The organism is Streptomyces sp. 142MFCol3.1 (assembly GCF_000424945.1).
In the GTDB taxonomy this organism is placed as follows: Bacteria; Actinomycetota; Actinomycetes; order Streptomycetales; family Streptomycetaceae; genus Streptomyces; species Streptomyces siamensis.
On sequence record NZ_AUKV01000034.1, the window covers coordinates 74,506 to 95,392 of the forward strand.

The window sequence follows — 20,887 nt, forward strand, 5'->3', positions numbered from 1 at the left end:
GCGCCGGCACGGGCGAGGAGCGCCCGCCCCCTCTCACGACGGCCACGTCAAGACGGCCTCAGCCCTGACGCCGGACACCATGCCGCTCGGCCCGTGCGCGGGCAGCCATTGCCTCGGCCCGCGGGCAATCGCCGCCTCGGTTCGGCGCGCGTGGGCAACTCCCGCCTCAGCTCGCCGCGCGTGGGCGACCGCTGCCGCTGCCCGCCGTGCGCCGGCGGGTCAGGGACCCGGTCTTCAGGGGCCGCGTTGCTCGGGCCGCCGTGCGCGGGCAGCGCCTGCGTGCCGGACGCCCCACGCCGGGTTCCGCCGCGTGCGGGCGGCCGCCGGGTCAGCCCGCCAGGTATCGCACCTGGTCCCACAGCACGGGATCCATGACGCCCACCTTCCGGCGGAACTCCCACACCGGCACGTCCCGCAGCTCGTCCGTCTCCAGGAAGCTCGGCCGTCCATGGGCGTCGCCCACGGCACCCGGCGGCAGTGGGATCACTCCGGCCCGCTCGTCGTGGTACTTGCTGGTGATCTTCGCGACGACGGCCCGGTCCCCGCGCACGACGAGCACCAGGCACGGCCGGTCCTTCGCCCCCGGCGCGTCCTCGTAGGGGACGTTCGCCCACCAGATCTCCGCCGGCCGGGGCCGCGGCGCTCCGCGCTTGCGGCCTGCGGGACGTCCGGGCGGGCGCGTACGCCCGGACGGCCGGCGCCCGCGGCGCCCCCAGCCGTCCACCAGCGTCGCGACCAGCGCGAGCAGCACCACGGCCGCGAGCGCGAGCCACCAGGACGTGTCCATAGCAACGAAGGTACCGGCGCGCATCCCACAGCGCCCCTCGCCGCGAACACATGACGTCGCACGCTCGTCCCGACGTCCACCGAAACGGTGACACCACAGGTGAGTTCGCCCACAACGGCCCCTGGCGAAGGAGCGACCGGCCCTTTCGCGCCTTAGGCTCGACGGACCGCACGACCCCCGTTCCCGTACCCGCTCCGAGTATCTGCATATCGCATCTACTCTCTGCACTTCCTGCCAGCGCGGAGGTTCCAGCTCTTATGAAGCTCACCGTCGTCGGCTGCTCGGGGTCGTTCCCGTCCGCGGAATCGGCCTGTTCGAGCTACCTCATCGAGGCCGACGGCTTCAGGCTGCTTCTCGACATGGGCAATGGCGCCCTCGGCGAGCTGCAGCGCCACTGCGGTCTCTACGACCTCGACGCGATCTTCCTCAGCCATCTGCACGCCGACCACTGCATCGACATGTGCGCGTACTTCGTCGCACGCTACTACCGCCACGACGGCGGTCGCTGCGACCCCATTCCGGTCTACGGCCCCGAGGGCACGGAGCAGCGGCTCACCACGGCCTACGCCGACACGCCGTCCGCCTCCTCGATGAGCGAGGTCTTCGACTTCCACACGGTCAAGCCGGGCACGTTCGACGTCGGCCCGTTCACCGTGCACACCGAGCGGGTCCGCCACCCCGTGGAGGCCTACGGCATCCGCGTGGAGCACGGCGGAAAGTCACTGACGTACTCCGGGGACACCGGGGTGACCGAGGCACTGTACGAACTGGCCCGCGACACGGACCTGTTCCTGTGCGAGGCCGCGTTCACGCACGGCAAGGAGGACATCCCCGACCTCCACCTCAACGGCCGCGAGGCGGGCGAGACCGCGACCCGCGCCGGCGCCCGCCGCCTCGTGCTCACGCACATCCCGCCGTGGACGGACCCGCGGACCAACCTCGCGGACGCCCGCGCCGTCTACGCGGGCCCGGTGGACCTGGCGGCGCCCCGGGTGTCGTACGAGATCTAGCGCCCGGACGCGGCCGCCCGCGGCCCCCGCGCACGACAAGGCCCCCGGAACCGACCGGTTCCGGGGGCCTTGTCGTGCGCGGGCGGTGCCGTTACTTGGCCTCGGCCTTCTGGAGCTCGGCGAGCTCCTCGTCGGACTCGCGGCCCGGCGTCGGCAGGTTGAACTTGGTGATCGCGAAGCGGAAGACGACGTAGTAGACCGCGGCGAAGCACAGGCCCACGAGGACCAGGCCCCACGGGTTGGTCGCGATGCCGAGGTTCAGGCCGAAGTCGACCGCACCGGCCGAGAAGCCGAAGCCGTCCTTCATGCCGAGCGCCCAGGTCAGGGCCATCGAGACACCGGTGAGGACCGCGTGGATCGCGTACAGGACCGGCGCGATGAACATGAACGTGAACTCGATGGGCTCGGTGACACCCGTGACGAAGGAGGTCAGGGCGAGCGAGAACATCATGCCGCCGACGACCTTACGGCGCTCGGGACGGGCGCAGTGCACGATCGCGAGGCAGGCGGCCGGGAGCGCGAACATCATGATCGGGAAGAAGCCGGTCATGAACTGTCCGGCGGCCGGGTCACCGGCCAGGAAGCGCCCGATGTCACCGCTCTTGCCGTGGTACTCGCCCGCCTGGAACCACGGGAACGAGTTCAGCAGGTGGTGCATGCCGATCGGGATGAGCGCGCGGTTGGCGACACCGAAGATGCCCGCGCCGACGGCGCCCGAACCGACCAGCCACTCACCGAGGTTGTGCAGCCCCGTGCCGAGGACCGGCCAGATGTAGCCGAAGACGACGCCGATGAGCAGGCCCGCGAAGGCGGAGAGGATCGGCACCAGTCGGCGGCCGCCGAAGAAGCCCGCCCAGTCGGGCAGCTTCGTGCGGTAGAAGCGCTGGTAGAGCAGGGCGACGACGATCCCCATCACCACGCCGCCGAGGACCTTGGCGTCCACCGCTGCGTCGACCATGACCACCTTGCCGTCGACGGCCGTGGCCACCTTCGGCAGGTTCTTGTCGGAGAACGTCGCCAGCACGTTCTTGAACACCAGGTAGCCGACCACGGCCGCGAGCGCCGTCGAACCGTCCGACTTCTTCGCGAAGCCGATCGCGATGCCCACGGCGAACAGCAGCGCCATGTTGTCGAGGATCGCGTTGCCACCGGCCGTCATGAACCCGGCGATCTTGGTGAGGAACGTGGGGAACGACTCGCGTCCCAGCATGTCGGGGTTGCCGAGGCGCACCAGCAGCGCGGCGGCGGGCAGGGTGGCGACCGGCAGCATCAGGCTTCGGCCGATGCGCTGCAGAACAGCCATCGCGCCGGAGCCCTTCTTCTTCTCGGCCGCGGGAGCGGCGCTGGCCGTGGACACAGGTTCCTCCAGTGAACATGGCGCCGCCCGGGGGACAAGGGGGTGGGGACGGCGTGGTCTACACCACTCAGTGGTGTAGACCTGTTGTAGCACGGTGAAGGCTGGATAAGGAACCCGCGGATTTTGTGGGCTGGGCCATAGTCGGAACAAGCGGTCACAAGGGATTGCAGACGTGACGAAGGGCCCCCGGACCACACGGTCCGAAGGCCCCTGAGGGGTACGGGACAGACCTTACTTATGGCTTGGTCGTGTCCACCACCTCGTCTTCCGGTTCCCGCCCCGGAGTCCTGAGGTCGAACCTCGTGATGGCGAAGCGGAAGATCACGTAATACACGACCGCGAAGCACAGCCCGATCGGGATGATCAGCCACGGCTTGGTCGCCAGATTCCAGTTGATGACGTAGTCGATCAGGCCCGCCGAGAAACTGAACCCGTCGTGCACCCCGAGCCCCCACGTCACCGCCATCGACACGCCCGTCAGCACCGCGTGGATCACATAGAGCGCCGGCGCGATGAACAAGAAGGAGTACTCGACAGGCTCCGTGATGCCCGTGACGAACGACGTCAGCCCCACGGACAGCATCAGGCCGCCGATCTCCTTGCGGCGATGCGGCTTCGCGCAGTGCGCCATGGCCAGCGCCGCGGCCGGCAGCGCGAACATCATGATCGGGAAGAACCCCGAGGTGAACTGGCCCGCGTCCGGGTCGCCCGCCAGGAACATGTTGATGTCGCCGTGCACCACCTGCCCGTCCGGCGTCGTGTACGTGCCGAACTGGAACCAGATGGGCACGTTCAGGAACTGGTGCAGACCGATGACGAGCAGCGCCCGGTTGGCCACGCCGAACACACCCGCGCCCCACGCGCCCAGACTCACCAGCCAGTCGCTGAAGTTCTCCAGACCGTCGCCGATCGGCGGCCAGACCCACAGACACAGCGCCGCGAACACGATGGCCACGAACGACATGATGATCGGCACCAGCCTGCGCCCGTTGAAGAAGCCCAGCCAGTCCACCAGCTTGGTGCGGTGATACCGCTGCCAGAAGTACGCGGTCATCAGGCCCATGATGATCCCGCCGAAGACACCGGGATTCTGGTACGTGAACGCCGTCACGGAGAAGTCCGGCGCCTGACAGCCGACGTCCTGGACGACCTTCGCCTGCCGAGCGCACTTCTCCGGGAACTGGTGCAGCACGCCCAGATACACGAGGAACCCCGCGACCGCGGCGAGCGCGGTGGAACCGTCCGCCTTCTTCGCCATGCCGATGGCCACCCCGACGCAGAACAGCAGCGGCAGCCCCAGCTCACCGTCCAGCAGGGCCCCGCCCGCACCCTTCATCACCTTCGAGACGCTGTCCCAGCCGAGCCCGTCCGCCCCGAACACGTCCGGCTGGCCCAGCCGGTTCAGGATGCCCGCCGCCGGCAGCACCGCGATGGGGAGCTGAAGGCTGCGCCCCATCTTCTGCATCCCCTGGAACAAGCCGTTCCAGCGGTCGCGCGCGGTGGGAGCGGTGCTGTCGGCGGTCATGGGCGTCCTCCGGGCGGGCCGGGTTTGGCGCCCGACCGTCCACTGGTGTAGACCAGTTGATGACCGGTCGCTCTGTCGTGACCGCCATCATTCGGCACGAACAACACGACCGCTCGCAAAGATGGGCCAACTGTGGGTTACTGCGACAAAGCGGTTCGGATCAGGGAGTAGGACATGGCCAGCAAGGCTGAGAAGATCGTCGCCGGACTCGGCGGCATCGACAACATCGAAGAGGTCGAAGGCTGCATCACCCGCCTGCGCACCGAGGTCAACGACCCCTCGCTGGTCGACGAAACCGCCCTGAAGGCCGCCGGCGCCCACGGCGTCGTCAAGATGGGCACCGCGATCCAGGTCGTCATCGGCACCGACGCCGACCCCATCGCCGGAGAGATCGAAGACATGATGTGAGCCACCCCGCTCACCCCCGAGGGGCTGCGTCCATCACCGGACGCAGCCCCTCACCCGTATACGACTAGGCTCGTCGCCATGTCTCGAATCGACGGCCGCACCCCCGAACAGCTGCGCCCCATCACCATCCAGCGCGGCTGGAGCAAGCACGCAGAAGGCTCCGTGCTCGTCTCCTTCGGCGACACCAAGGTCTTCTGCACCGCCTCCGTCACCGAAGGCGTCCCGCGCTGGCGCAAAGGCAGCGGCGAAGGCTGGGTCACCGCCGAATACTCCATGCTCCCGCGCGCCACCAACACCCGCGGCGACCGGGAATCCGTACGCGGCAAGATCGGCGGCCGCACCCACGAGATCAGCCGCCTCATCGGCCGCTCCCTGCGCGCCGTCATCGACTACAAAGCCCTCGGCGAGAACACCATCGTCCTCGACTGCGACGTCCTCCAGGCCGACGGCGGCACCCGCACCGCCGCCATCACCGGCGCCTACGTCGCCCTCGCCGACGCCGTCACCTGGGCCCAGGGCAAGAAACTCGTCAAGGCCGGCCGCAAACCCCTCACCGGCACCGTCAGCGCCGTCTCCGTCGGCATCGTCGACGGCATCCCCCTCCTCGACCTCTGCTACGAAGAGGACGTCAAGGCCGACACCGACATGAACGTCGTCTGCACCGGCGACGGCCGCTTCGTCGAAGTCCAGGGCACCGCCGAGGCCGAACCCTTCGACCGCAAGGAACTCAACGCCCTCCTCGACCTCGCCGTCGCCGGCTGCGACGAACTCGCCGCCATCCAGCGCGCCGCCCTCGAAACGACCCTCGAGGCAACCGGACGATAACCCTTCGCGTTCTAAGAGGTACGGGCGTACGGTCCAGCCGAGCGCCCACCGACCGCACCGCGGGCCGAGCCGACCCACCACCGGCCGGACCGGCCCGCGACGGCCGGGGACCACATCACGCCCACGGGGAGGGACCGTTCCATGGCCGCGCGCCATCGCCGCCGCACCGCCACCATCGCCGTCGTCGCCGCACTCGTCGCCCTGCCGACGACCATGGGATGCGACGCGGTCGACAAGGCCCTGGACTGCGTCCAGACCGCCGACTCCATAGCCGACAGCGTCACCGACCTCCAACAGGCCGTCGAGAACGCGGCGAACGACCCCACGCAGACCGACGCATCCCTCGACTCCATCGAGAACAACCTCGACAAGATCGGCGACAAGACCGACAACGCTGACATCAACAAAGCCGTCGACGACCTCGACAAAGCCGTCGGAAACGTCCGCACCGCCATCAAGAACGGCGACAACACCCCCGACGTCAGCCCCGTCACCGACGCCGCCGGCGAACTCACCAAGGTCTGCACGCCGTAACACCCGCCCGCCCCTCGCGCCGGGCCGCCCGCCACACCCGCACCGCACACCGCCGGCCGGCCCGACGCGAAGAGGACCACGCGCTCCGGGCCGCCCACCGGCACCGGAGATACTGACACCCATGACCCGCCTGATCCTCGCCACCCGCAACGCCGGAAAGATCACCGAACTCCGGACGATCCTCGCCGACGCCGGCCTGCCCCACGAACTCGTCGGCGCGGACGCCTACCCCGACATCCCCGACGTCAAGGAAACCGGCGTCACCTTCGCCGAGAACGCCCTGCTCAAGGCCCACGCCCTCGCCCAGGCCACCGGCCTGCCCGCCGTGGCCGACGACTCGGGCCTGTGCGTCGACGTCCTCAACGGCGCACCCGGCATCTTCTCCGCCCGCTGGGCGGGCCGCCACGGCGACGACCAGGCCAACCTCGACCTGCTGCTGGCCCAGCTCTCCGACATCGAGGCACCCCACCGCGGCGCCCACTTCGCCTGCGCGGCGGCCCTCGCCCTGCCCGACGGCACCGAACGTGTCGTCGAGGGACAACTCCGCGGCACCCTCCGCCACACCCCCGTGGGCACCAACGGCTTCGGCTACGACCCGATCCTCCAGCCGGACGGCGAGACCCGCACCTGCGCCGAACTCTCCCCCGCCGAGAAGAACGCCATCAGCCACCGCGGCAAGGCGTTCCGGGCATTGGTACCGGCGGTGGGGGAATTGCTGGGCTGAGCCCCAGGGATGCAGAAGGGGTGCCGTCCTTCGACGACACCCCTCTCGACGGTGGGCCCGGTGGGACTCGAACCCACGACACACCGGACCTAAACCGGCGCCCTCTGGCCAGCTGGGGTACGGGCCCCGTCGCGGCTACTTTACTGGGCTGCGCACGTCGGCCATGCGGCGAGGCTGGGAGTGGCTCCGCGTCTGACTGTGGCAGGACGGACACAGATACCGCAGATTCTCCCGGCGGTTGTCCAGTCGGTCGCCGTCGACGTGGTCGATCTCCAGGACGAAACGCCGGCCCTGCCAGGAGTCCCCGACACCGCACTCCGCGCAGCGGTGCGGTACACCGAGGTCGTCCAGGGCTCGTCTCAGGAGCGCGGTACCCGTCCGAGGTGATCCGGGCGGTCTGCGCCGCAGGATGTCGTCGGCCGTCCTGCGATGTGGTGACGTCGACCCCCGGCCGTGCGACTGCCCGGTGAAGTGCCCGATCTCGACACCGTGTTCCTTCAGGCTTCGTTTCACCCGGGCACGGGCCGCTGCATTGTCGGCGATGCCCAGCGCCCTCAGCAGCCCGGCCAGACTGCTCGACCGGGCAGCGGCGGTCATGAGCGGCTGCCGCGGCAGAAGTCCGGCACCGGCTCGGCGGCCACGAGTGAAGTGCGATGTGTCGATCCCGAAGTGGTCGAGTCGCTTCCTGACGTGGCTGTACGGACCTTCGTCGGGGGAAAGACCCAGGTACTCGAACATCTCCCGGATGCTGTGGGAGCGGGCCGCCGCCTGCTCCAGCAGCTCCCTCGGGTAGGCGCGCTTCTCGCGCGGGGGAAGCGGCTCGTCGACCATGTGGGAGGTGTCGATCCCATAGTGGTCGAGACGCCCGCGTATGTAGCCCAGCGTGCGACTGCCCAAAGGCGCGCCGAGGCGCCGCAGCAGGTCGACCGGACTGGTGGAGACGGCCGCGGTCCTCGCCAGCACATCCCGCGGATAGCGTGTCCGGCTCATGCGCGCCGCCGCTTGCGGCCGCGGTAAGTGTCCGTCACCGCATGGCAGTTCGGGCACAGCAGACGCAGATTCTCCGGCCGGTTGTCCCACCAGTGGCCGTTCACGTGGTCGACTTCGAGGGTGAGTGGGCGGTCGTTCCACACCGGACCCGTGCCGCACTGGGCGCAGCGCTCGTCCACTCCCAGGCGCAGCAGCTCGCGGCGGAGCCGCCGGCCCGGGATCCTGCCGGCCTCCGGCGGGCGCAAGGCGAGGGGGCTGCCGAGCGAGCCCCGGGGAGCACCCCGGCGAGCCGTGGTGAAGTGCGAGGTGTCCATCCCGAGCGCCGTGATCCGTCGGGCGACGTGCGCCTGATTGCCGCCGACCTGGCTGAGCCCGAGGTGGCGCACGACGTCCGTGACGCTGGCCGAGACATCGACCGCGGCGCGCAGTCGCTCTTCGGTGTGCCGCACCTGGTTCGTCGCGAGATGGCTGATGTCCACCCCGGCTTCGGCCATCTTCCGCCGCAGGTACCGACGGCTGCCCGGTGTGGGGCGGCCGCCGCACCACCGGACGGCGTCGTCGATGTGCCGTGTCTCGCGCGCTGCCTCCTCCAACAGCTCGCGGGTGTATCTGCTGCCCATGCCCCTCCCCTTCCGGACGCGTGTTCGCCGCCTCGTACGGAGTAACGAACCGACGCCCGTCCCGTCACGCGGGGAACGCGCAGCGGCTCGCGCCGACGGGTCGGGGCGAGCCGCTGCGGGTGGGGCGGTGGGTCAGATGCCGAGGTCCTTGATGATCTTCGCCACGTGGCCCGTCGCCTTCACGTTGTACAGGGCCCGCTCGACCTTGCCCTCCTCGTCGACGATCACGGTGGAGCGGATGACGCCGACGACCGTCTTGCCGTAGAGCTTCTTCTCGCCGAAGGCGCCGTAGGCCTCCAGGACGGTCTTGTCGGGGTCGCCGACCAGGGTGACCTTCAGGGACTCCTTCTCGCGGAACTTGGCGAGCTTCTCGGGCTTGTCGGGGGAGACGCCGATGACGTCGTACCCGGCGCCCGCCAGCAGGTCGAGGTTGTCCGTGAAGTCGCAGGCCTGCTTGGTGCAGCCGGGGGTCAGGGCGGCGGGGTAGAAGTACACGATGACCTTGCGGCCCTTGTGGGCGGAGAGGGAGACCTCGTTGCCGTCGGCGTCGGGCAGGCTGAAGTCGGGGGCGGTGTCGCCGGGCTGGAGTCGCTCGCTCATCGGTACCTCACGTGGCCGGGGGATGGTTTACGGACCTATGGGTGACGAGCGTAATGGGGGTGCCGAGGGGTGCGCGGCTCCCCGAGCTGACAGACTGTCGAGGGCAGAGAGTCAGAACACGACCACGGAGGCAGCGCGGTGTCGGATACGTCGAGAACGTCGGATACCAGGACTCCGGCGGAGATCGAGGCGGACATCAAGCGCCGCCGCGAAACCCTCGCCGAGACCCTCGACGAGATCGGCGTGCGCGTGCACCCGAAGACGATCGTGGGTGACGCGAAGGCCAAGGTCGCCTCGCACATCGACCACACGCTCGGCCGCGCCTACGTCGGCGTCAATCGCGTCGTCAGCGACGTCAAGGGCCAGCTGGTCACCGAGGAGGGCGCGCCCCGCCTGGAGCGCATCGTGCCGGTGGCCCTGGTCGTGGTCGGTGTCGTCGGGCTGCTCGCCGTGGGTTCCCGGCGCCGCAGGCGCTGATCCGCCGGTGTCCGGGGGCGGGGCGGGTGCGGCCCGCTCCGGGTGCCGACGGGTGGTTTCCGCGGGGCGAGGATCGACCCGCTCGCGTGCGGAAGCGGCCGGGGCAGGTAGGTTCGGGGCGTGAGCGCCAATCGGGATAAGCACAGCACCCATCACGACAAGTTGCCCATCCGCATGCTGCACGACCGTGTGCTGGTGCGGCAGGACGCCGCGGAGGGCGAGCGACGGTCCGGCGGAGGCATCCTGATCCCCGCGACGGCGGCGGTCGGCCGGCGTCTGGCCTGGGCCGAGGTCGTCGCCGTCGGGCAGAACGTCCGGACGGTCGAGCCGGGCGACCGCGTTCTGTACGACCCGGAGGACCGTGCCGAGGTCGAGGTGCGCGGGATCGCCTACGTGCTGATGCGCGAGCGGGATCTGCACGCCGTCGCCGCGGACCGCTTCGAGGGCTCCGAGGACTCGACCGGCTTGTACTTGTAGGCGTACGTCTGCCGAAGGGGCTGGTGGCCATGGTCACCAGCCCCTTTTGCCTGGGTTTTGCTACCGTGGAGGGACCCGACGAGACGCGCCGTACCGGGATCGCAAAGACGACGCACCCCCTGTCGTCCGATTCACGGAGGTGCCGTCATGGCCTGGGTTCTGCTCGTCGTCGCCGGTCTGCTGGAGGTGGGCTGGTCGATTGGCATGAAGTACTCCGACGGTTTCACCCGGCTGTGGCCGAGCCTGGCCACGGGTGCCGGGATCGTCGCGAGCATGGTTCTTCTGTCGTACGCCGCCAGGTCCCTGCCCATCGGTACCGCCTACGGCGTCTGGGTCGGGATCGGCGCCGCCGGGGCGGCGGTGCTCGGCATGGTGGTGCTCGGCGAGCCGGTGACCGCCGCCCGGATCTTCTTCGTGTGTCTGCTGCTGGTCGCCGTGGTGGGTCTCAAGGCGACCTCGGGCCATTGACGGGCCCGGCCGCTGACCGGCCCGGCCTGCTCGCCGACAGGCCCGGCCGCCGACGGGCCTGCTCACCGACCGGGCCGAGGGCCTAGGAGCGGCGGTGCGGAGCCCGGCCGAAGGGGTTGGTGCCGGCGATCGTCCCGGCCGTGCCGCCGTCGGTCGTGCCGCCGTCGGTCGTGCCGCCGTCCGTCGTCCCTCCGGTGCTGGTGCCGTCGGTGGTGCCCCCGTCGGTGGTCCCGCCGTCGGTGGTCCCGCCGTCGGTCGTGCCGCCGTCGGTGGTGCCGCCGTCCGTCTGGCCCTCGGTCTGGCCCTCCGTCTGGCCCTGGTCCTGGCCCTCCGTCTGTCCCTCGACCTGTCCTTGGCTCTGGCCCTGGTCCTGGCCCTGGATGTCCTGGCCGTCCGACGTGCCGTCGTCGTCCTGGCCGCCGATCGTGTCCGGCGTGCTGGGTTCGGTCGTCGGGGTCTGCGTCCGCTCGGCGCCGGGCTGGAGCTGGAGGTCGAAGTCCGACACCGGGGTGCCGCGGAGCGCGGTCCGGGTGAACTGCGCCCAGATCCGGGCCGGGTAGGCGCCGCCGTTGATGCGGGTCTCGCCGAGGGCGCCGTACAGCGGCTTGTGGGCGCCGGTGTCGGGGTCCTGGCCCATGACGGACACCACGGTGGCGAGGTCCGGGGTGTAACCCGCGAACCAGGCGGCCCGGTCCTCCTCGGCGGTGCCGGTCTTGCCGGCCGCGGGGCGGCCCGCGGCCTGTGCGGCCGTGCCGGTGCCGCCCTCGACGACGCTGCGCAGGACGGACGTGGTGGTGTCCGCCGCCTCGCGGCTCACCGCCTGGTGGGTGTCGCGGCTCGGCAGTTCGACGGCGTCCGCGCCGTCCTTGGTGATCTTCTCGACGAGCGAGTACGTGCCGTGCCTGCCGTGGTTGGCGAGGGTGGCGTAGGCCTCCGCCATGTCGAGGACGCTGGCGGTGGCCGGGCCGAGCGCGATGGAGGGGGAGGCGGTCAGGTCGGGGGTGTTCGAGGGGATGCCGAGGGACACGGCCGTCTTCTCGACCTCGTCCGGGCCGACGTCGACGGCCATCTGCGCGTACACCGAGTTCACGGACCGGTCGGTGGCGGTGCGCACGGTGATGTCGCCGTACGAGAAGCCGTCCTCGTTCTCGGGGGCGTAGGCGCCGCCGCTCCAGCCCCGTACGGGGCGCTTGTTGGTGCCGTCGTAGACGGTGTTCGGGTTGATCATGCGGCCGTCGCCGGTCGTCGAGTGGTTCTCGACGGCGGAGGTGAACACGAACGGCTTGAAGGTGGAGCCGACCTGGTAGTCGCGGCGGGTCGCGTTGTTCACGTACTGCTTGGTGTAGTCGATGCCGCCGTACATGGCGACGACCTTGCCGTTGGAGGGGTCGATGGCGACGCCGCCCGCGCGGACGTAGGTGTCGGTCTTGCGGTTCTTCTTGTCGAGCTTGTCCATCACCTGGTCGTCGACGGCCTTCACGAAGGCGTCCTGCTTGGGCTTCTGCAGTGTGGTGGTGATGCGGTAGCCGCCGGCGGCGAGGGTGTCCTCGTCGATGATCTTGTTGCTCGTGAGGTACTCCTTGACGGCCTGCACGAGATAGCCGCGCTGGCCGGACATGCCGGCCGAGCCCTTGGCCTGCTTGGGCGCGGGGAACTTCACGCCGGTCCGTTCCGCCGGGGTGAGCCACTTCTTGGCGACCATGCCGTCGAGGACGTAGTTCCAGCGGGCGAGGGCGGCGGGCTTGTTCTCGGGGTGCGCGGTCACGTCGTACTCGCTGGGCGCGTTGAGGAGGGCGGCGAGGTAGGCGCCCTGGCCGACCGTCAGTGCGTCGGCGTCGACGCCGTAGTAGGCCTGGGCGGCGGCCTGGATGCCGTACGCGTTGCGGCCGTAGTAGCTGGTGTTGAGGTAGCCCTCCAGGATGTCGTCCTTGCTCTTCTCCCGGTCGAGCTTGATGGAGATGAAGAACTCCTTCGCCTTCCGCGTGACGGTCTGCTCCTGGCCCAGGTAGTAGTTCTTCACGTACTGCTGGGTGATCGTCGAGCCGGACTGCCTGCCCTTGCCGGTGGTGGTGTTCCAGGCGGCGCGGAGCATCGCCTGCGGGTCGACGGCCGACTCGCTGTAGAAGTCCCGGTCCTCGGCCGCGAGCGTGGCGTGCTGGGCGTCCTTGGAGATCTTCGCGAGTGAGACGTTCTCGCGGTTGACCTCGCCGTCGCGGGCGAGCTGACTGCCGTCGGCGTACAGGTAGACGTTGCTCTGCTTGGTCGCCGTGGCGTTCGCGGGCGGGATCTTCACCAGGTAGTAGCCGAGCGCGAAGAAGCCGATCAGGAACAGCATCGCGACGAGGAACGTGCCGAACACCATCCGCCAGGTCGGGACGAGCCGGCGCCAGCCGGTGCGCACCCGCTTCTGCTTCCTGCCGGGCTCGCCCGGTGCTCCTTCCTGCGGACCCGCTCCGTGCTGCGGCTCGTCACTCATCTGTTCGCCGGACTCCCGTTTCGCTTCGTACGTCGCCGTACGACCTCGTACGCCTTGTGCGCCCCCACTTGAAGACTTTCGCACCCGCCATTCCGTTCCCGGTTTCCGGCACGCGTCCCGCCCGGAAAATGCATGGCGGGTGTCTCGGCCCCGCGGTTAGGCTCCGGACCTTTGGCCCCGTGCGGCTGCCGGCGGGCTCGGGCACACCAGAGAGGATCTCCTCGTGGGCACAGGGCGGTTGTACGTCGCCGTCGCGGTCGGCGGGTTCCGGCGCTACGCCACGTACCGGACCGCCACGGCGGCGGGGGTGTTCACCAACACCGTGTTCGGGCTGATCCTGGCGTACATCTTCATCGCGTTGTGGGACGACAGACCGCACCTCGGCGGCTACGACCAGGCGCAGGCGCTCAGTTACGTGTGGCTGGGCCAGGCGCTGCTGATGGTCGTCGCGGTGATGGGCGGCGGCTTCGAGGACGATCTGATCGAGAGGATCCGTACGGGTGACATCGCGATCGATCTGTACCGGCCCGCCGACCTCCAGTTGTGGTGGCTGGCCCAGGATGCGGGCCGTGCCCTGTTCCATCTGCTGGGGCGCGGTGTCGTGCCGCTCGCGTTCGGCGCTCTCTTCTTCGACCTGGCGCTGCCCGCCGACCCGCTGGCCTGGATCGCTTTCCTGGTGGCGGTGGCGCTCGGTGTGGTCGTCAGCTTCGCGCTGCGCTTCCTGGTGGCGCTCTGCGCGTTCTGGCTCCTCGACGGGGCCGGTGTGGCCCAGCTCGCCGGGATCGCGGGCGTCTTCTGTTCGGGGATGCTGCTGCCGCTGAACGTGTTCCCGGGTGTCCTCGGCGAGGTGGTGCGCGCCCTGCCGTGGTCGTCGCTGATCCAGGCTCCCGTGGACGTCCTGCTCGGCACGGCGGACCTGCCGCGCACCTACCTCTTCCAGGCGGCCTGGGCCGCCGCGCTGCTCGCTGTTGGGCGGCTCGTCCAGTCCGCGGCGACACGACGGGTGGTGGTGCAGGGTGGATAGCCTCGCGGGCAGCGGCACCCGCCCCGCGGAGCGGGGTCCGGCGGACGCCGTGTGGGCCCCGCAGGGCAGGTACGAGCAGATCCGCGAGGGGCTGCGTGCCTACCGGATGATCGCCGCCATGTGGATCCGCTCCACGATGGCCTACCGTGCCTCCTTCGCGATGACCGCCTTCGGCAACTTCGCGGCGACCGCTCTCGACTTCGCCGCGATCCTGCTGATGTTCTCGCAGGTCGACCGGCTCGGCGGCTACTCGCTGCCCGAGGTGGCCTTCCTGTACGGGGTGGCGGGCACCGCCTTCGGGTTCGCCGACCTGGCGTTCGGCTCGATGGACCGGCTCGGCCGGCGGGTGCGCGACGGCACCCTCGACACGCTCCTGGTGCGCCCCGTGCCCGTGCTCGCGCAGGTCGCCGCGGACCGTTTCGCGCTGCGCCGCCTCGGCCGCATCACTCAGGGACTGCTGGTCCTCGGGTACGCCGTCGCCGTGCTCGACGTGTCCTGGACGCCGCTCAAGGTCCTCATGATCCCGCTGATGCTGCTCAGCGGCGGAGTGATCTTCGCTGCGGTGTTCGTGGGCGGCGCGGCGTTCCAGTTCGTCGCCCAGGACGCCTCTGAGGTGCAGAACTCCTTCACCTACGGTGGCAGCACGCTCCTTCAGTACCCGCCCACCGTCTTCGCCACGGAGCTGCTGCGCGGGGTGACCTTCGTGTTCCCGATCGCGTTCGTCAACTGGCTGCCCGCGCTGTACGTGCTGGGGCGGCCCTATCCGCTCGACCTGCCGACGTGGGTCGCCTTCGCGCCGCCGCTGGTCGCGGCGGTCTGCTGTGTGCCGGCGGGTCTCGCCTGGCGCGCGGGCCTTCGGTCGTATCGCAGCACAGGGAGCTGACCCATGGACAACGAGGACGCCGACCTCATCCTGCTCGACCGTGTCGAGAAGGTCTTCGAGGTGCGCAGAAGGACCGGCTTCCTGCGTGCCGAGCGGAGGCAGGTGCGCGCCGTGGACTCGCTCTCGTTCTCCGTGCGGCGCGGTGAGATGGTCGGCTACATCGGGCCGAACGGCGCGGGGAAGTCGACCACCGTCAAGATGCTCACCGGCATCCTGACGCCGAGCGGGGGCCGGCTGCGTGTCGCGGGCATCGACCCGTCCCGCGAGCGCACCCGCCTCGCGCGGCGCATCGGGGTGGTGTTCGGGCAGCGCACCACCCTGTGGTGGGACCTCCCGCTGATCGACTCCTACCGGCTGATGCACCGCATGTACCGGATCCCGGACGGCCGTTACCGCGAGAATCTCGACCGCTGTGTCGAACTCCTCGACCTGGGTGACCTGTTGGACGTGCCGGTACGGCAACTGTCGCTGGGGCAGCGGATGCGCGGTGACATCGCTGCCGCGCTGCTGCACGACCCCGAGGTTCTCTACCTCGACGAGCCGACCATCGGCCTGGACGTGATCAGCAAGGCGCGGGTGCGGGAGTTCCTGCGCGACCTGAACGCCGAACGCGGCACGACCGTGCTGCTGACCACCCACGACCTCACCGACATCGAGCAGTTGTGCCGGCGGGTGATGGTCATCGACCACGGACGGCTGGTGTACGACGGCTCGCCGGCCGGGCTGCACGAGGTGGGGGAGAGCGAGCGGACGCTGGTCGTGGACCTGGAGCGGGAGCTTCCGCCGATCGAGGCGGAGCCGGCGCGGGTGGTGAAGGTGGAGGGGCCGCGCCAGTGGCTGGCCTTCCCCGCCTCCGAGTCGGCCGCTCCGCTCGTGGCGCGGATCGCGGCACGGTACCCGCTGGTCGACCTCTCGGTGCGGGAGCCGGACATCGAGGCGGTCATCAGCCGCATGTACGCGGGCAGGGCAGTCTCGTAGGCTGGCCTCCATGACCGACGATGTGCCGGAACTGCGGGCCTCCGACGCCGACCGTGAACGAGTCGCCGAGCAGCTGAGGGACGCCCTCGCGGAAGGCCGTCTCGACATGGAGGAGTTCGAGGAGCGGCTGGAGGCGACCTACCAGGCCCGTACGTACGGGGAGCTGGCGCCGATCACCCGCGATCTGCCGGGCGCGGCTGCCGCGGCTTCGGTCTCCATGGTCAAGGAACCTGCGGGAGACGGCAGTTGGGCGGGGCGGATCGTCGGCGGCGAGGGTTCGTCCTCGTGGGGCGTCGCGATCCTGTCGGGCTTCGAACGCAGGGGCCGCTGGACGGTTCCCAAGCGCTTCAACTCCTTCGCGTTCATGGGTGGCGGCGAGATCGACCTGCGCGAGGCGAACTTCGCGGACCGTGACGTCGTCATCAACTGTGTGGCGGTCATGGGCGGTGTCAATGTCGTCGTGCCGCCCGGGGTCGAGGTGGTCGTCCGCGGCATCGGCATCATGGGTGGTTTCGACCACCGCGAGGAGGGGCGGCCCGGGGAGCCCGGAGCGCCCCGGGTGATCGTCACGGGCTTCGCGTTCTGGGGTGGTGTCGGCGTCGAACGCAAGCTGACCCGCGCCGAGCGGCAGCGTCTGAAGGCGGAGCGCCGTCAGGAGAAGCTGGACCGCAAGGCGGCCCGCGCCGAGTTGGAGGGACCGGAGGCCGGGGGTTCCCGGCGGGAGGCTCTCGGCGACATGTTCGACGCGCTCGACGAGGCCCGCGATCTGATCCGCGAGCGCCACGAGGAGCGCTGGGAGCGCCACGAGGAGCGCCGTGAGCGGCACTGGACCCGGCAGGAGGAGCGCCGCGAGCGCCACCGGGAGCGGCGCGAGGAGCGCGACCGGCACCGGGGCGGGGACTGCTGACCGCACCGGTCGCCGGCTGCCCGCCTCGTGCGGGCCGCCGACGGCCCGGGAGCCGGGTCGTGCGCCCTGCGGTGCCGCCTGAGCCCTTCGGAGCCTCCGGCCCGTTCGCCTCTTCGGGCCTTCGGGCTCCGGAGCGCGGGTGTCCGTCCTGCCCGTCCTCCCCCCGGGGCGCGGTCCCCGGGGGGAGTGTCCCGCCGGCGCGCGGGGGAGGCGTTACAGCTCTGCCGGGGCCGAGCCCTTCAGATCGTCCAGGTCGAAGACCTCGGCCATCTTCCGGTACCCCTTGTCGCTCGGGTGCAGGTGGTCGCCCGAGTCGTAGTCGGAACGCAGCCGCCGCGGGTTGTACGGGTCGCGCAGCGCGGCGTCGAAGTCGACGACGTCGTCGTACACCTTCCCCGACCGGATCTCCGCGTTGACGGCCTGCCGCACGGCCTCACGCGCATCGGTGTAACCACGGTGCCCCTGAAACGGCATCAGGGTGGCGCCGACGACCCGCAGTCCGCGGGCGTGCGCCTGACGCACCAGTTTCCGCAGGCCGTCGGTGACGGTGGCCGGGTCGACCTGGTTCGGGTTGCGCAGGATGTCGTTGACGCCGAGGTCGATCACGACGGCCCTGACATTGGTGCGGTCGAGGACGTCACGCCCGAACCGCGACAGCGCGCTCGGGTTGTGCGCCGGCCGGCCGAGCCCCGCCGCGAGCACCTGGTTGCCGCTGATGCCCTGGTTGACGACGCTGTAGCGGGGCGTGTCGCCCGACCCGGCCGCGGCGCGCAGCCGGTCCGAGAGGACGTCGGTCCAGCGGTGGTTGGCGCCGACCGCCGACGTGATTCCGTCGGTCAGCGAGTCGCCGAGGACGACGACGGTGCCCGCCGCCTCGTCGCTCAGCACGTCGAGCGCGGTCAAGTACCGCCAGTACTCGCTCTGTTGGGTGTACGCCGTGCTGGTCACGTCCTCCGTGCGGTCGCCGTCCGCGACGTACGAGACCTGCCGCGCGTGCGGGTGGTAGGTGACCGGGCCGGACTCGACCGGCGCGTACGTGGTGACGAGGACGTCCGCGCCGTGCGGGATCCGCACGCGCACCGCGTCGCTCGTCACCTGCCCGCCCGCCGGGATGACGACCGTGGGGCTGCCGCCGAAGGTGAGGCGGCGCATGGTGTCGGCCGCCGCGGCGGCGTTGTTCGGCGTCGCGGCGACGGCGAGCGAGACGTGCGTGAGGGTCAGCGGCCGCTGCCCGTAGAGATTGGAAAGCGTGATGCGGGCACTCGTACCACCGGCGCTCGCGTGCACGACGTTGCGTACGGAGCGGCCCGCCATGCCGTGCGTCTCGGTGCCGGGCTCGGCCCCCACGGGGGAGGCCGACCAGGCGCCGACCCAGGTGCCCGTGGAGGCGGGCGCCGCCGAGTTGTGCGGTGCACGGCCCCCGGCGAGGTCGTGCTGGTCGCCGCTCCCGTCGTCGGCCGAGACACCGATGTAGATGGCGGCGGAAAGGACCACGACCAGGGCGATGATCGCGGCCAGCAGGGCGCCGTGCCTCACGGGGACCGCGGACGTCTGTGGGTCCACAGCGTGCCCCGCACCCTCGGCGTGACGCTTGGTCATGCGGTGCGTGTCTCCTCGGAGGATGGGAGCCCGAGGCTCCGATGTGATCACCCCATGATGCGTCATGGGGCGGAAGAACACCGACAGTGCCCCCCCCTACGGGACCCCCTGGTCGATTCCCCGTCCGAACAGACGCCGGGAACTCCTGGTCCGTTCCAGGAGTCGGTCAGGAAGGAGCCCAGGAAGGGACAATGTGTACGGGGCGTGAGAACGGATGGAGTGGATGGAACGCACGAAATCAGGTGAAACAAGCGATCCAGAGCAGCCTGCCCGGTCCGCCGCCGCCGTGAACCCCGCGACGACGGCGACCGCCGGGCGGCCGGGCCGGGCGATGACCACCTTCAGTCCCGCCGACGAGGAGCGCCGCCGCGGAGTGCGCCGTATGAAGGCCACGGCGACGGGTCTGCTGCTGCTCGTCGCGCTCGTCTACGTCCTCGCCAAGTGGGCGTCCCACGAGGGCGCCGGCGCCTGGGCCGGGTATGTGGCGGCCGCGGCCGAAGCGGGCATGGTCGGCGCCCTCGCCGACTGGTTCGCGGTCACGGCCCTGTTCCGTCACCCGCTCGGCCTGCCCATCCCGCACACCGCGATCATCCCCACCAAGAAGGACCAGCTCGGGGTCTCCCTCGGTGAGTTCGTCGGCGAGAACTTCCTGTCCGAGGAGGTCGTGCGCCAGCGACTGCGGGCCGTCGGCATCGGAAGCAGGCTCGGCGCCTGGCTCGCCGAACCGGAACACGCCGACCGGGTCACGGCCGAACTGGCGACCGCGCTGCGCGGAGCCCTCGCCGTCCTGCGGGACTCCGACGTGCAGGCCGTGGTCGGCGAGGCCATCACGCGCCGCGCCGACGCCCAGGAGATCGCCCCAGGCATGGGCAAGATGCTGGAGCGGGTCGTCGCGGACGGCGGCCACAGACGCGTCGTGGACCTGATCTGTGTCCGCGCCCACGACTGGCTGGTGCTGCACGACGAGCAGGTCCTGGACGCCGTGCAGGGCGGTGCCCCCGGCTGGACCCCCCGGTTCGTCGACAAGAGGGTCGGCGAGCGGGTCTACAAGGAGCTGCTCCGCTTCGTCACCGAGATGCGCGACGCCCCCTCGCACCCGGCCCGCGGCGCACTCGACCGCTTCCTCACCGACTTCGCCTCCGACCTCCAGTCCGACACCGACACCCGCGCGCGCGTGGAGCGGCTCAAGGGCGAGGTCCTGGGCCGCGGGGAGGTCCAGGACCTCATCGCCTCCGCCTGGACCGCCGTACGCTCCATGATCGTGTCCGCCGCCGAGGACGAGCGCAGCGAGCTGCGGCTGCGGGTGCGGGCCTCGCTGCTGTCGCTGGGCGCCCGCATGGCCACCGAGCCCAAGATCCAGGCGAAGGTCGACTCCTGGGTGGAGGACGCGGCGGTGTACGTGGTGACGACGTACCGCAAGGAGATCACCTCGCTGATCACCGACACCGTCGCGAGCTGGGACGCCGAGCACACCACCCGGAAGATCGAGGCGCACATCGGACGCGACCTCCAGTTCATCCGGATCAACGGCACGGTGGTGGGTTCGCTGGCGGGCCTGCTGATCTACGTGGTGTCGCGGGCGCTGGGGGCCTGAGCCGAGCGGCGGCCGTCGGACCGGGCGCCGGCTGGGTGTGGGCCCCGGGCTGTGTGCCGGGCTTGGCGAGGTGCGGGCTGCCGCCGGGTGCGGGCCTGCGGGCCCGGAGGTGTGTGCTGCCGGGTGCGGGCCTGTAGGCCTGTGCTTGCCGGGTGCGGGCCTGTAGGCCTGTGCTTGCTGGGTGCGGGGCCGGGTGTGGGCCCGCAGGTGTGTGCTGCCGGGGCAGGTGCCGGGCGTGCGGTGCGGGCTGGAGGGATGGAGCCCTTCCCGCCGATGTCGGGTGCGGGTTGAAGGGCTGGAGGCTGGAGGGATGGAGGCCCCTCCCGACGATGCCAGGCGCGGGCTTGGAGGCCCCTCCTGACGATGCCGGGCGCGGGCTTGGAGGCCCCTCCTGACGATGCCGGGCGCGGGCTTGGAGGCCCCTCCTGACGATGCCGGGCGCGGGCTTGGAGGCCCCTCCCGACGATGCCGGGCGCAGGCATGGAGGCCCGTGCGGGCCTGGAGGCATCCGGCCGATGCCACGCACAGGGCTGGAGGCCCGTCCCCCCCGGTGCCGCGTACGGGCGGCCCCGACGTCCTCCGCCCCGCCGACGCCGTGCGCAGGCGTGAAGGCCGGAGGCAGGG

21 protein-coding genes, 1 tRNA gene and 1 riboswitch are annotated in these 20,887 nt (G+C 70.7%); of the genes, 13 read left to right on the forward strand and 9 right to left on the reverse strand.

The genetic code is table 11. The features are described from left to right. Positions 1-328 precede the first annotated feature (328 nt). On the reverse strand, positions 329-787 hold the full coding sequence (locus H305_RS0136220) for a type II toxin-antitoxin system PemK/MazF family toxin (protein ID WP_028804753.1): 459 nt from the start codon (positions 785-787) through the stop codon (positions 329-331). 257 nt (positions 788-1,044) lie between these two features. Between H305_RS0136220 and H305_RS0136225 the strand changes: the two genes are divergently transcribed. Next, positions 1,045-1,797 (forward strand): MBL fold metallo-hydrolase, encoded by a 753-nt coding sequence (locus H305_RS0136225; RefSeq protein ID WP_028804754.1) that lies wholly within the window; start codon positions 1,045-1,047, stop codon positions 1,795-1,797. 91 nt (positions 1,798-1,888) lie between these two features. Here H305_RS0136225 and H305_RS0136230 read toward each other — a convergent pair whose 3' ends face one another. Together H305_RS0136230 and H305_RS0136235 are read right to left on the reverse strand one after the other, a co-directional pair. Next, on the reverse strand, positions 1,889-3,154 hold the full coding sequence (locus tag H305_RS0136230) for a PTS transporter subunit EIIC (RefSeq protein ID WP_028804755.1): 1,266 nt from the start codon (positions 3,152-3,154) through the stop codon (positions 1,889-1,891). 235 nt (positions 3,155-3,389) lie between these two features. Next, on the reverse strand, positions 3,390-4,679 hold the full coding sequence (locus H305_RS0136235; protein ID WP_028804756.1) for a PTS transporter subunit EIIC: 1,290 nt from the start codon (positions 4,677-4,679) through the stop codon (positions 3,390-3,392). A 174-nt stretch (positions 4,680-4,853) separates the two neighbouring features. Here H305_RS0136235 and H305_RS0136240 point away from each other — a divergent pair, with 174 nt between their 5' ends. From H305_RS0136240 to rdgB, 4 genes are all read left to right on the forward strand, one after another. Next, entirely contained in the window at positions 4,854-5,087 is a 234-nt protein-coding gene (locus tag H305_RS0136240; protein WP_028804757.1) for a glucose PTS transporter subunit EIIB, read from the forward strand. Positions 5,088-5,165: 78 nt separating this feature from the next. Continuing rightward, positions 5,166-5,912 carry a ribonuclease PH gene (rph, locus tag H305_RS0136245; RefSeq protein ID WP_028804758.1) on the forward strand — a complete coding sequence of 249 codons (747 nt, stop codon included), beginning with the start codon at positions 5,166-5,168 and terminating at the stop codon, positions 5,910-5,912. Positions 5,913-6,053: 141 nt separating this feature from the next. Next, positions 6,054-6,446 carry a hypothetical protein gene (locus H305_RS0136250; RefSeq protein WP_028804759.1) on the forward strand — a complete coding sequence of 131 codons (393 nt, stop codon included), beginning with the start codon at positions 6,054-6,056 and terminating at the stop codon, positions 6,444-6,446. Between the two features lie 121 nt (positions 6,447-6,567). Beyond that, a complete protein-coding gene (rdgB, locus tag H305_RS0136255; RefSeq protein ID WP_028804760.1) occupies positions 6,568-7,170 on the forward strand; it encodes an RdgB/HAM1 family non-canonical purine NTP pyrophosphatase in 603 nt (200 codons plus the stop codon). A 52-nt stretch (positions 7,171-7,222) separates the two neighbouring features. On the opposite strand, the gene H305_RS0136260 is transcribed toward rdgB, so the two are convergent. The 4 genes from H305_RS0136260 to bcp form a co-directional block, all read right to left on the reverse strand. Then, a tRNA-Leu gene (locus H305_RS0136260) sits at positions 7,223-7,297 on the reverse strand. An 8-nt stretch (positions 7,298-7,305) separates the two neighbouring features. After that, positions 7,306-8,160, reverse strand: a complete 855-nt coding sequence (locus tag H305_RS0136265; RefSeq protein WP_028804761.1) for an HNH endonuclease — start codon at positions 8,158-8,160, stop codon at positions 7,306-7,308. Further along, on the reverse strand, positions 8,157-8,780 hold the full coding sequence (locus H305_RS0136270) for an HNH endonuclease signature motif containing protein (RefSeq protein WP_028804762.1): 624 nt from the start codon (positions 8,778-8,780) through the stop codon (positions 8,157-8,159). Before H305_RS0136270 ends, H305_RS0136265 begins: the two co-directional genes overlap by 4 nt. A 132-nt stretch (positions 8,781-8,912) precedes the next feature. Next, positions 8,913-9,380 carry a thioredoxin-dependent thiol peroxidase gene (gene bcp, locus H305_RS0136275; RefSeq protein ID WP_028804763.1) on the reverse strand — a complete coding sequence of 156 codons (468 nt, stop codon included), beginning with the start codon at positions 9,378-9,380 and terminating at the stop codon, positions 8,913-8,915. Positions 9,381-9,518: 138 nt separating this feature from the next. Between bcp and H305_RS0136280 the strand changes: the two genes are divergently transcribed. The 3 genes from H305_RS0136280 to H305_RS0136290 all read left to right on the forward strand — a co-directional run bounded on the left by H305_RS0136280 (position 9,519) and on the right by H305_RS0136290 (position 10,802). Next, entirely contained in the window at positions 9,519-9,857 is a 339-nt protein-coding gene (locus H305_RS0136280; RefSeq protein WP_028804764.1) for a DUF3618 domain-containing protein, read from the forward strand. Between the two features lie 174 nt (positions 9,858-10,031). Further along, on the forward strand, positions 10,032-10,334 hold the full coding sequence (locus H305_RS0136285; RefSeq protein WP_187285621.1) for a GroES family chaperonin: 303 nt from the start codon (positions 10,032-10,034) through the stop codon (positions 10,332-10,334). A gap of 51 nt (positions 10,335-10,385) precedes the next feature. Next, positions 10,386-10,451, forward strand: a riboswitch (guanidine-III (ykkC-III) riboswitch). A 30-nt stretch (positions 10,452-10,481) separates the two neighbouring features. Further along, positions 10,482-10,802, forward strand: coding sequence for a DMT family transporter (locus H305_RS0136290; RefSeq protein WP_028804766.1), 321 nt, complete (start codon positions 10,482-10,484; stop codon positions 10,800-10,802). 82 nt (positions 10,803-10,884) lie between these two features. Here H305_RS0136290 and H305_RS0136295 read toward each other — a convergent pair whose 3' ends face one another. Further along, a complete protein-coding gene (locus H305_RS0136295; RefSeq protein ID WP_028804767.1) occupies positions 10,885-13,278 on the reverse strand; it encodes a transglycosylase domain-containing protein in 2,394 nt (797 codons plus the stop codon). Positions 13,279-13,501: 223 nt separating this feature from the next. Between H305_RS0136295 and H305_RS0136300 the strand changes: the two genes are divergently transcribed. Genes H305_RS0136300 through H305_RS0136315 form a run of 4 tightly spaced genes read left to right on the forward strand, consistent with a single transcriptional unit; the run spans position 13,502 to position 17,070 of the window. Continuing rightward, positions 13,502-14,302 (forward strand): ABC transporter permease, encoded by an 801-nt coding sequence (locus tag H305_RS0136300; RefSeq protein ID WP_028804768.1) that lies wholly within the window; start codon positions 13,502-13,504, stop codon positions 14,300-14,302. Between the two features lie 49 nt (positions 14,303-14,351). Next, on the forward strand, positions 14,352-15,185 hold the full coding sequence (locus H305_RS0136305; protein ID WP_051371352.1) for an ABC transporter permease: 834 nt from the start codon (positions 14,352-14,354) through the stop codon (positions 15,183-15,185). Between the two features lie 3 nt (positions 15,186-15,188). After that, on the forward strand, positions 15,189-16,163 hold the full coding sequence (locus H305_RS0136310; protein ID WP_028804770.1) for an ABC transporter ATP-binding protein: 975 nt from the start codon (positions 15,189-15,191) through the stop codon (positions 16,161-16,163). 10 nt (positions 16,164-16,173) lie between these two features. Continuing rightward, the gene (locus H305_RS0136315; RefSeq protein ID WP_028804771.1) at positions 16,174-17,070 is read left to right on the forward strand and encodes a DUF1707 SHOCT-like domain-containing protein; all 897 of its coding nucleotides are present in this window, start codon (positions 16,174-16,176) and stop codon (positions 17,068-17,070) included. Positions 17,071-17,283: 213 nt separating this feature from the next. Here the strand turns inward: H305_RS0136315 and H305_RS0136320 are convergent, their stop codons facing one another. Continuing rightward, the gene (locus H305_RS0136320) at positions 17,284-18,669 is read right to left on the reverse strand and encodes an SGNH/GDSL hydrolase family protein (RefSeq protein ID WP_078629421.1); all 1,386 of its coding nucleotides are present in this window, start codon (positions 18,667-18,669) and stop codon (positions 17,284-17,286) included. Between the two features lie 214 nt (positions 18,670-18,883). Here H305_RS0136320 and H305_RS0136325 point away from each other — a divergent pair, with 214 nt between their 5' ends. Beyond that, positions 18,884-20,263, forward strand: coding sequence for a DUF445 domain-containing protein (locus tag H305_RS0136325; RefSeq protein ID WP_028804773.1), 1,380 nt, complete (start codon positions 18,884-18,886; stop codon positions 20,261-20,263). Positions 20,264-20,887 lie beyond the last annotated feature (624 nt).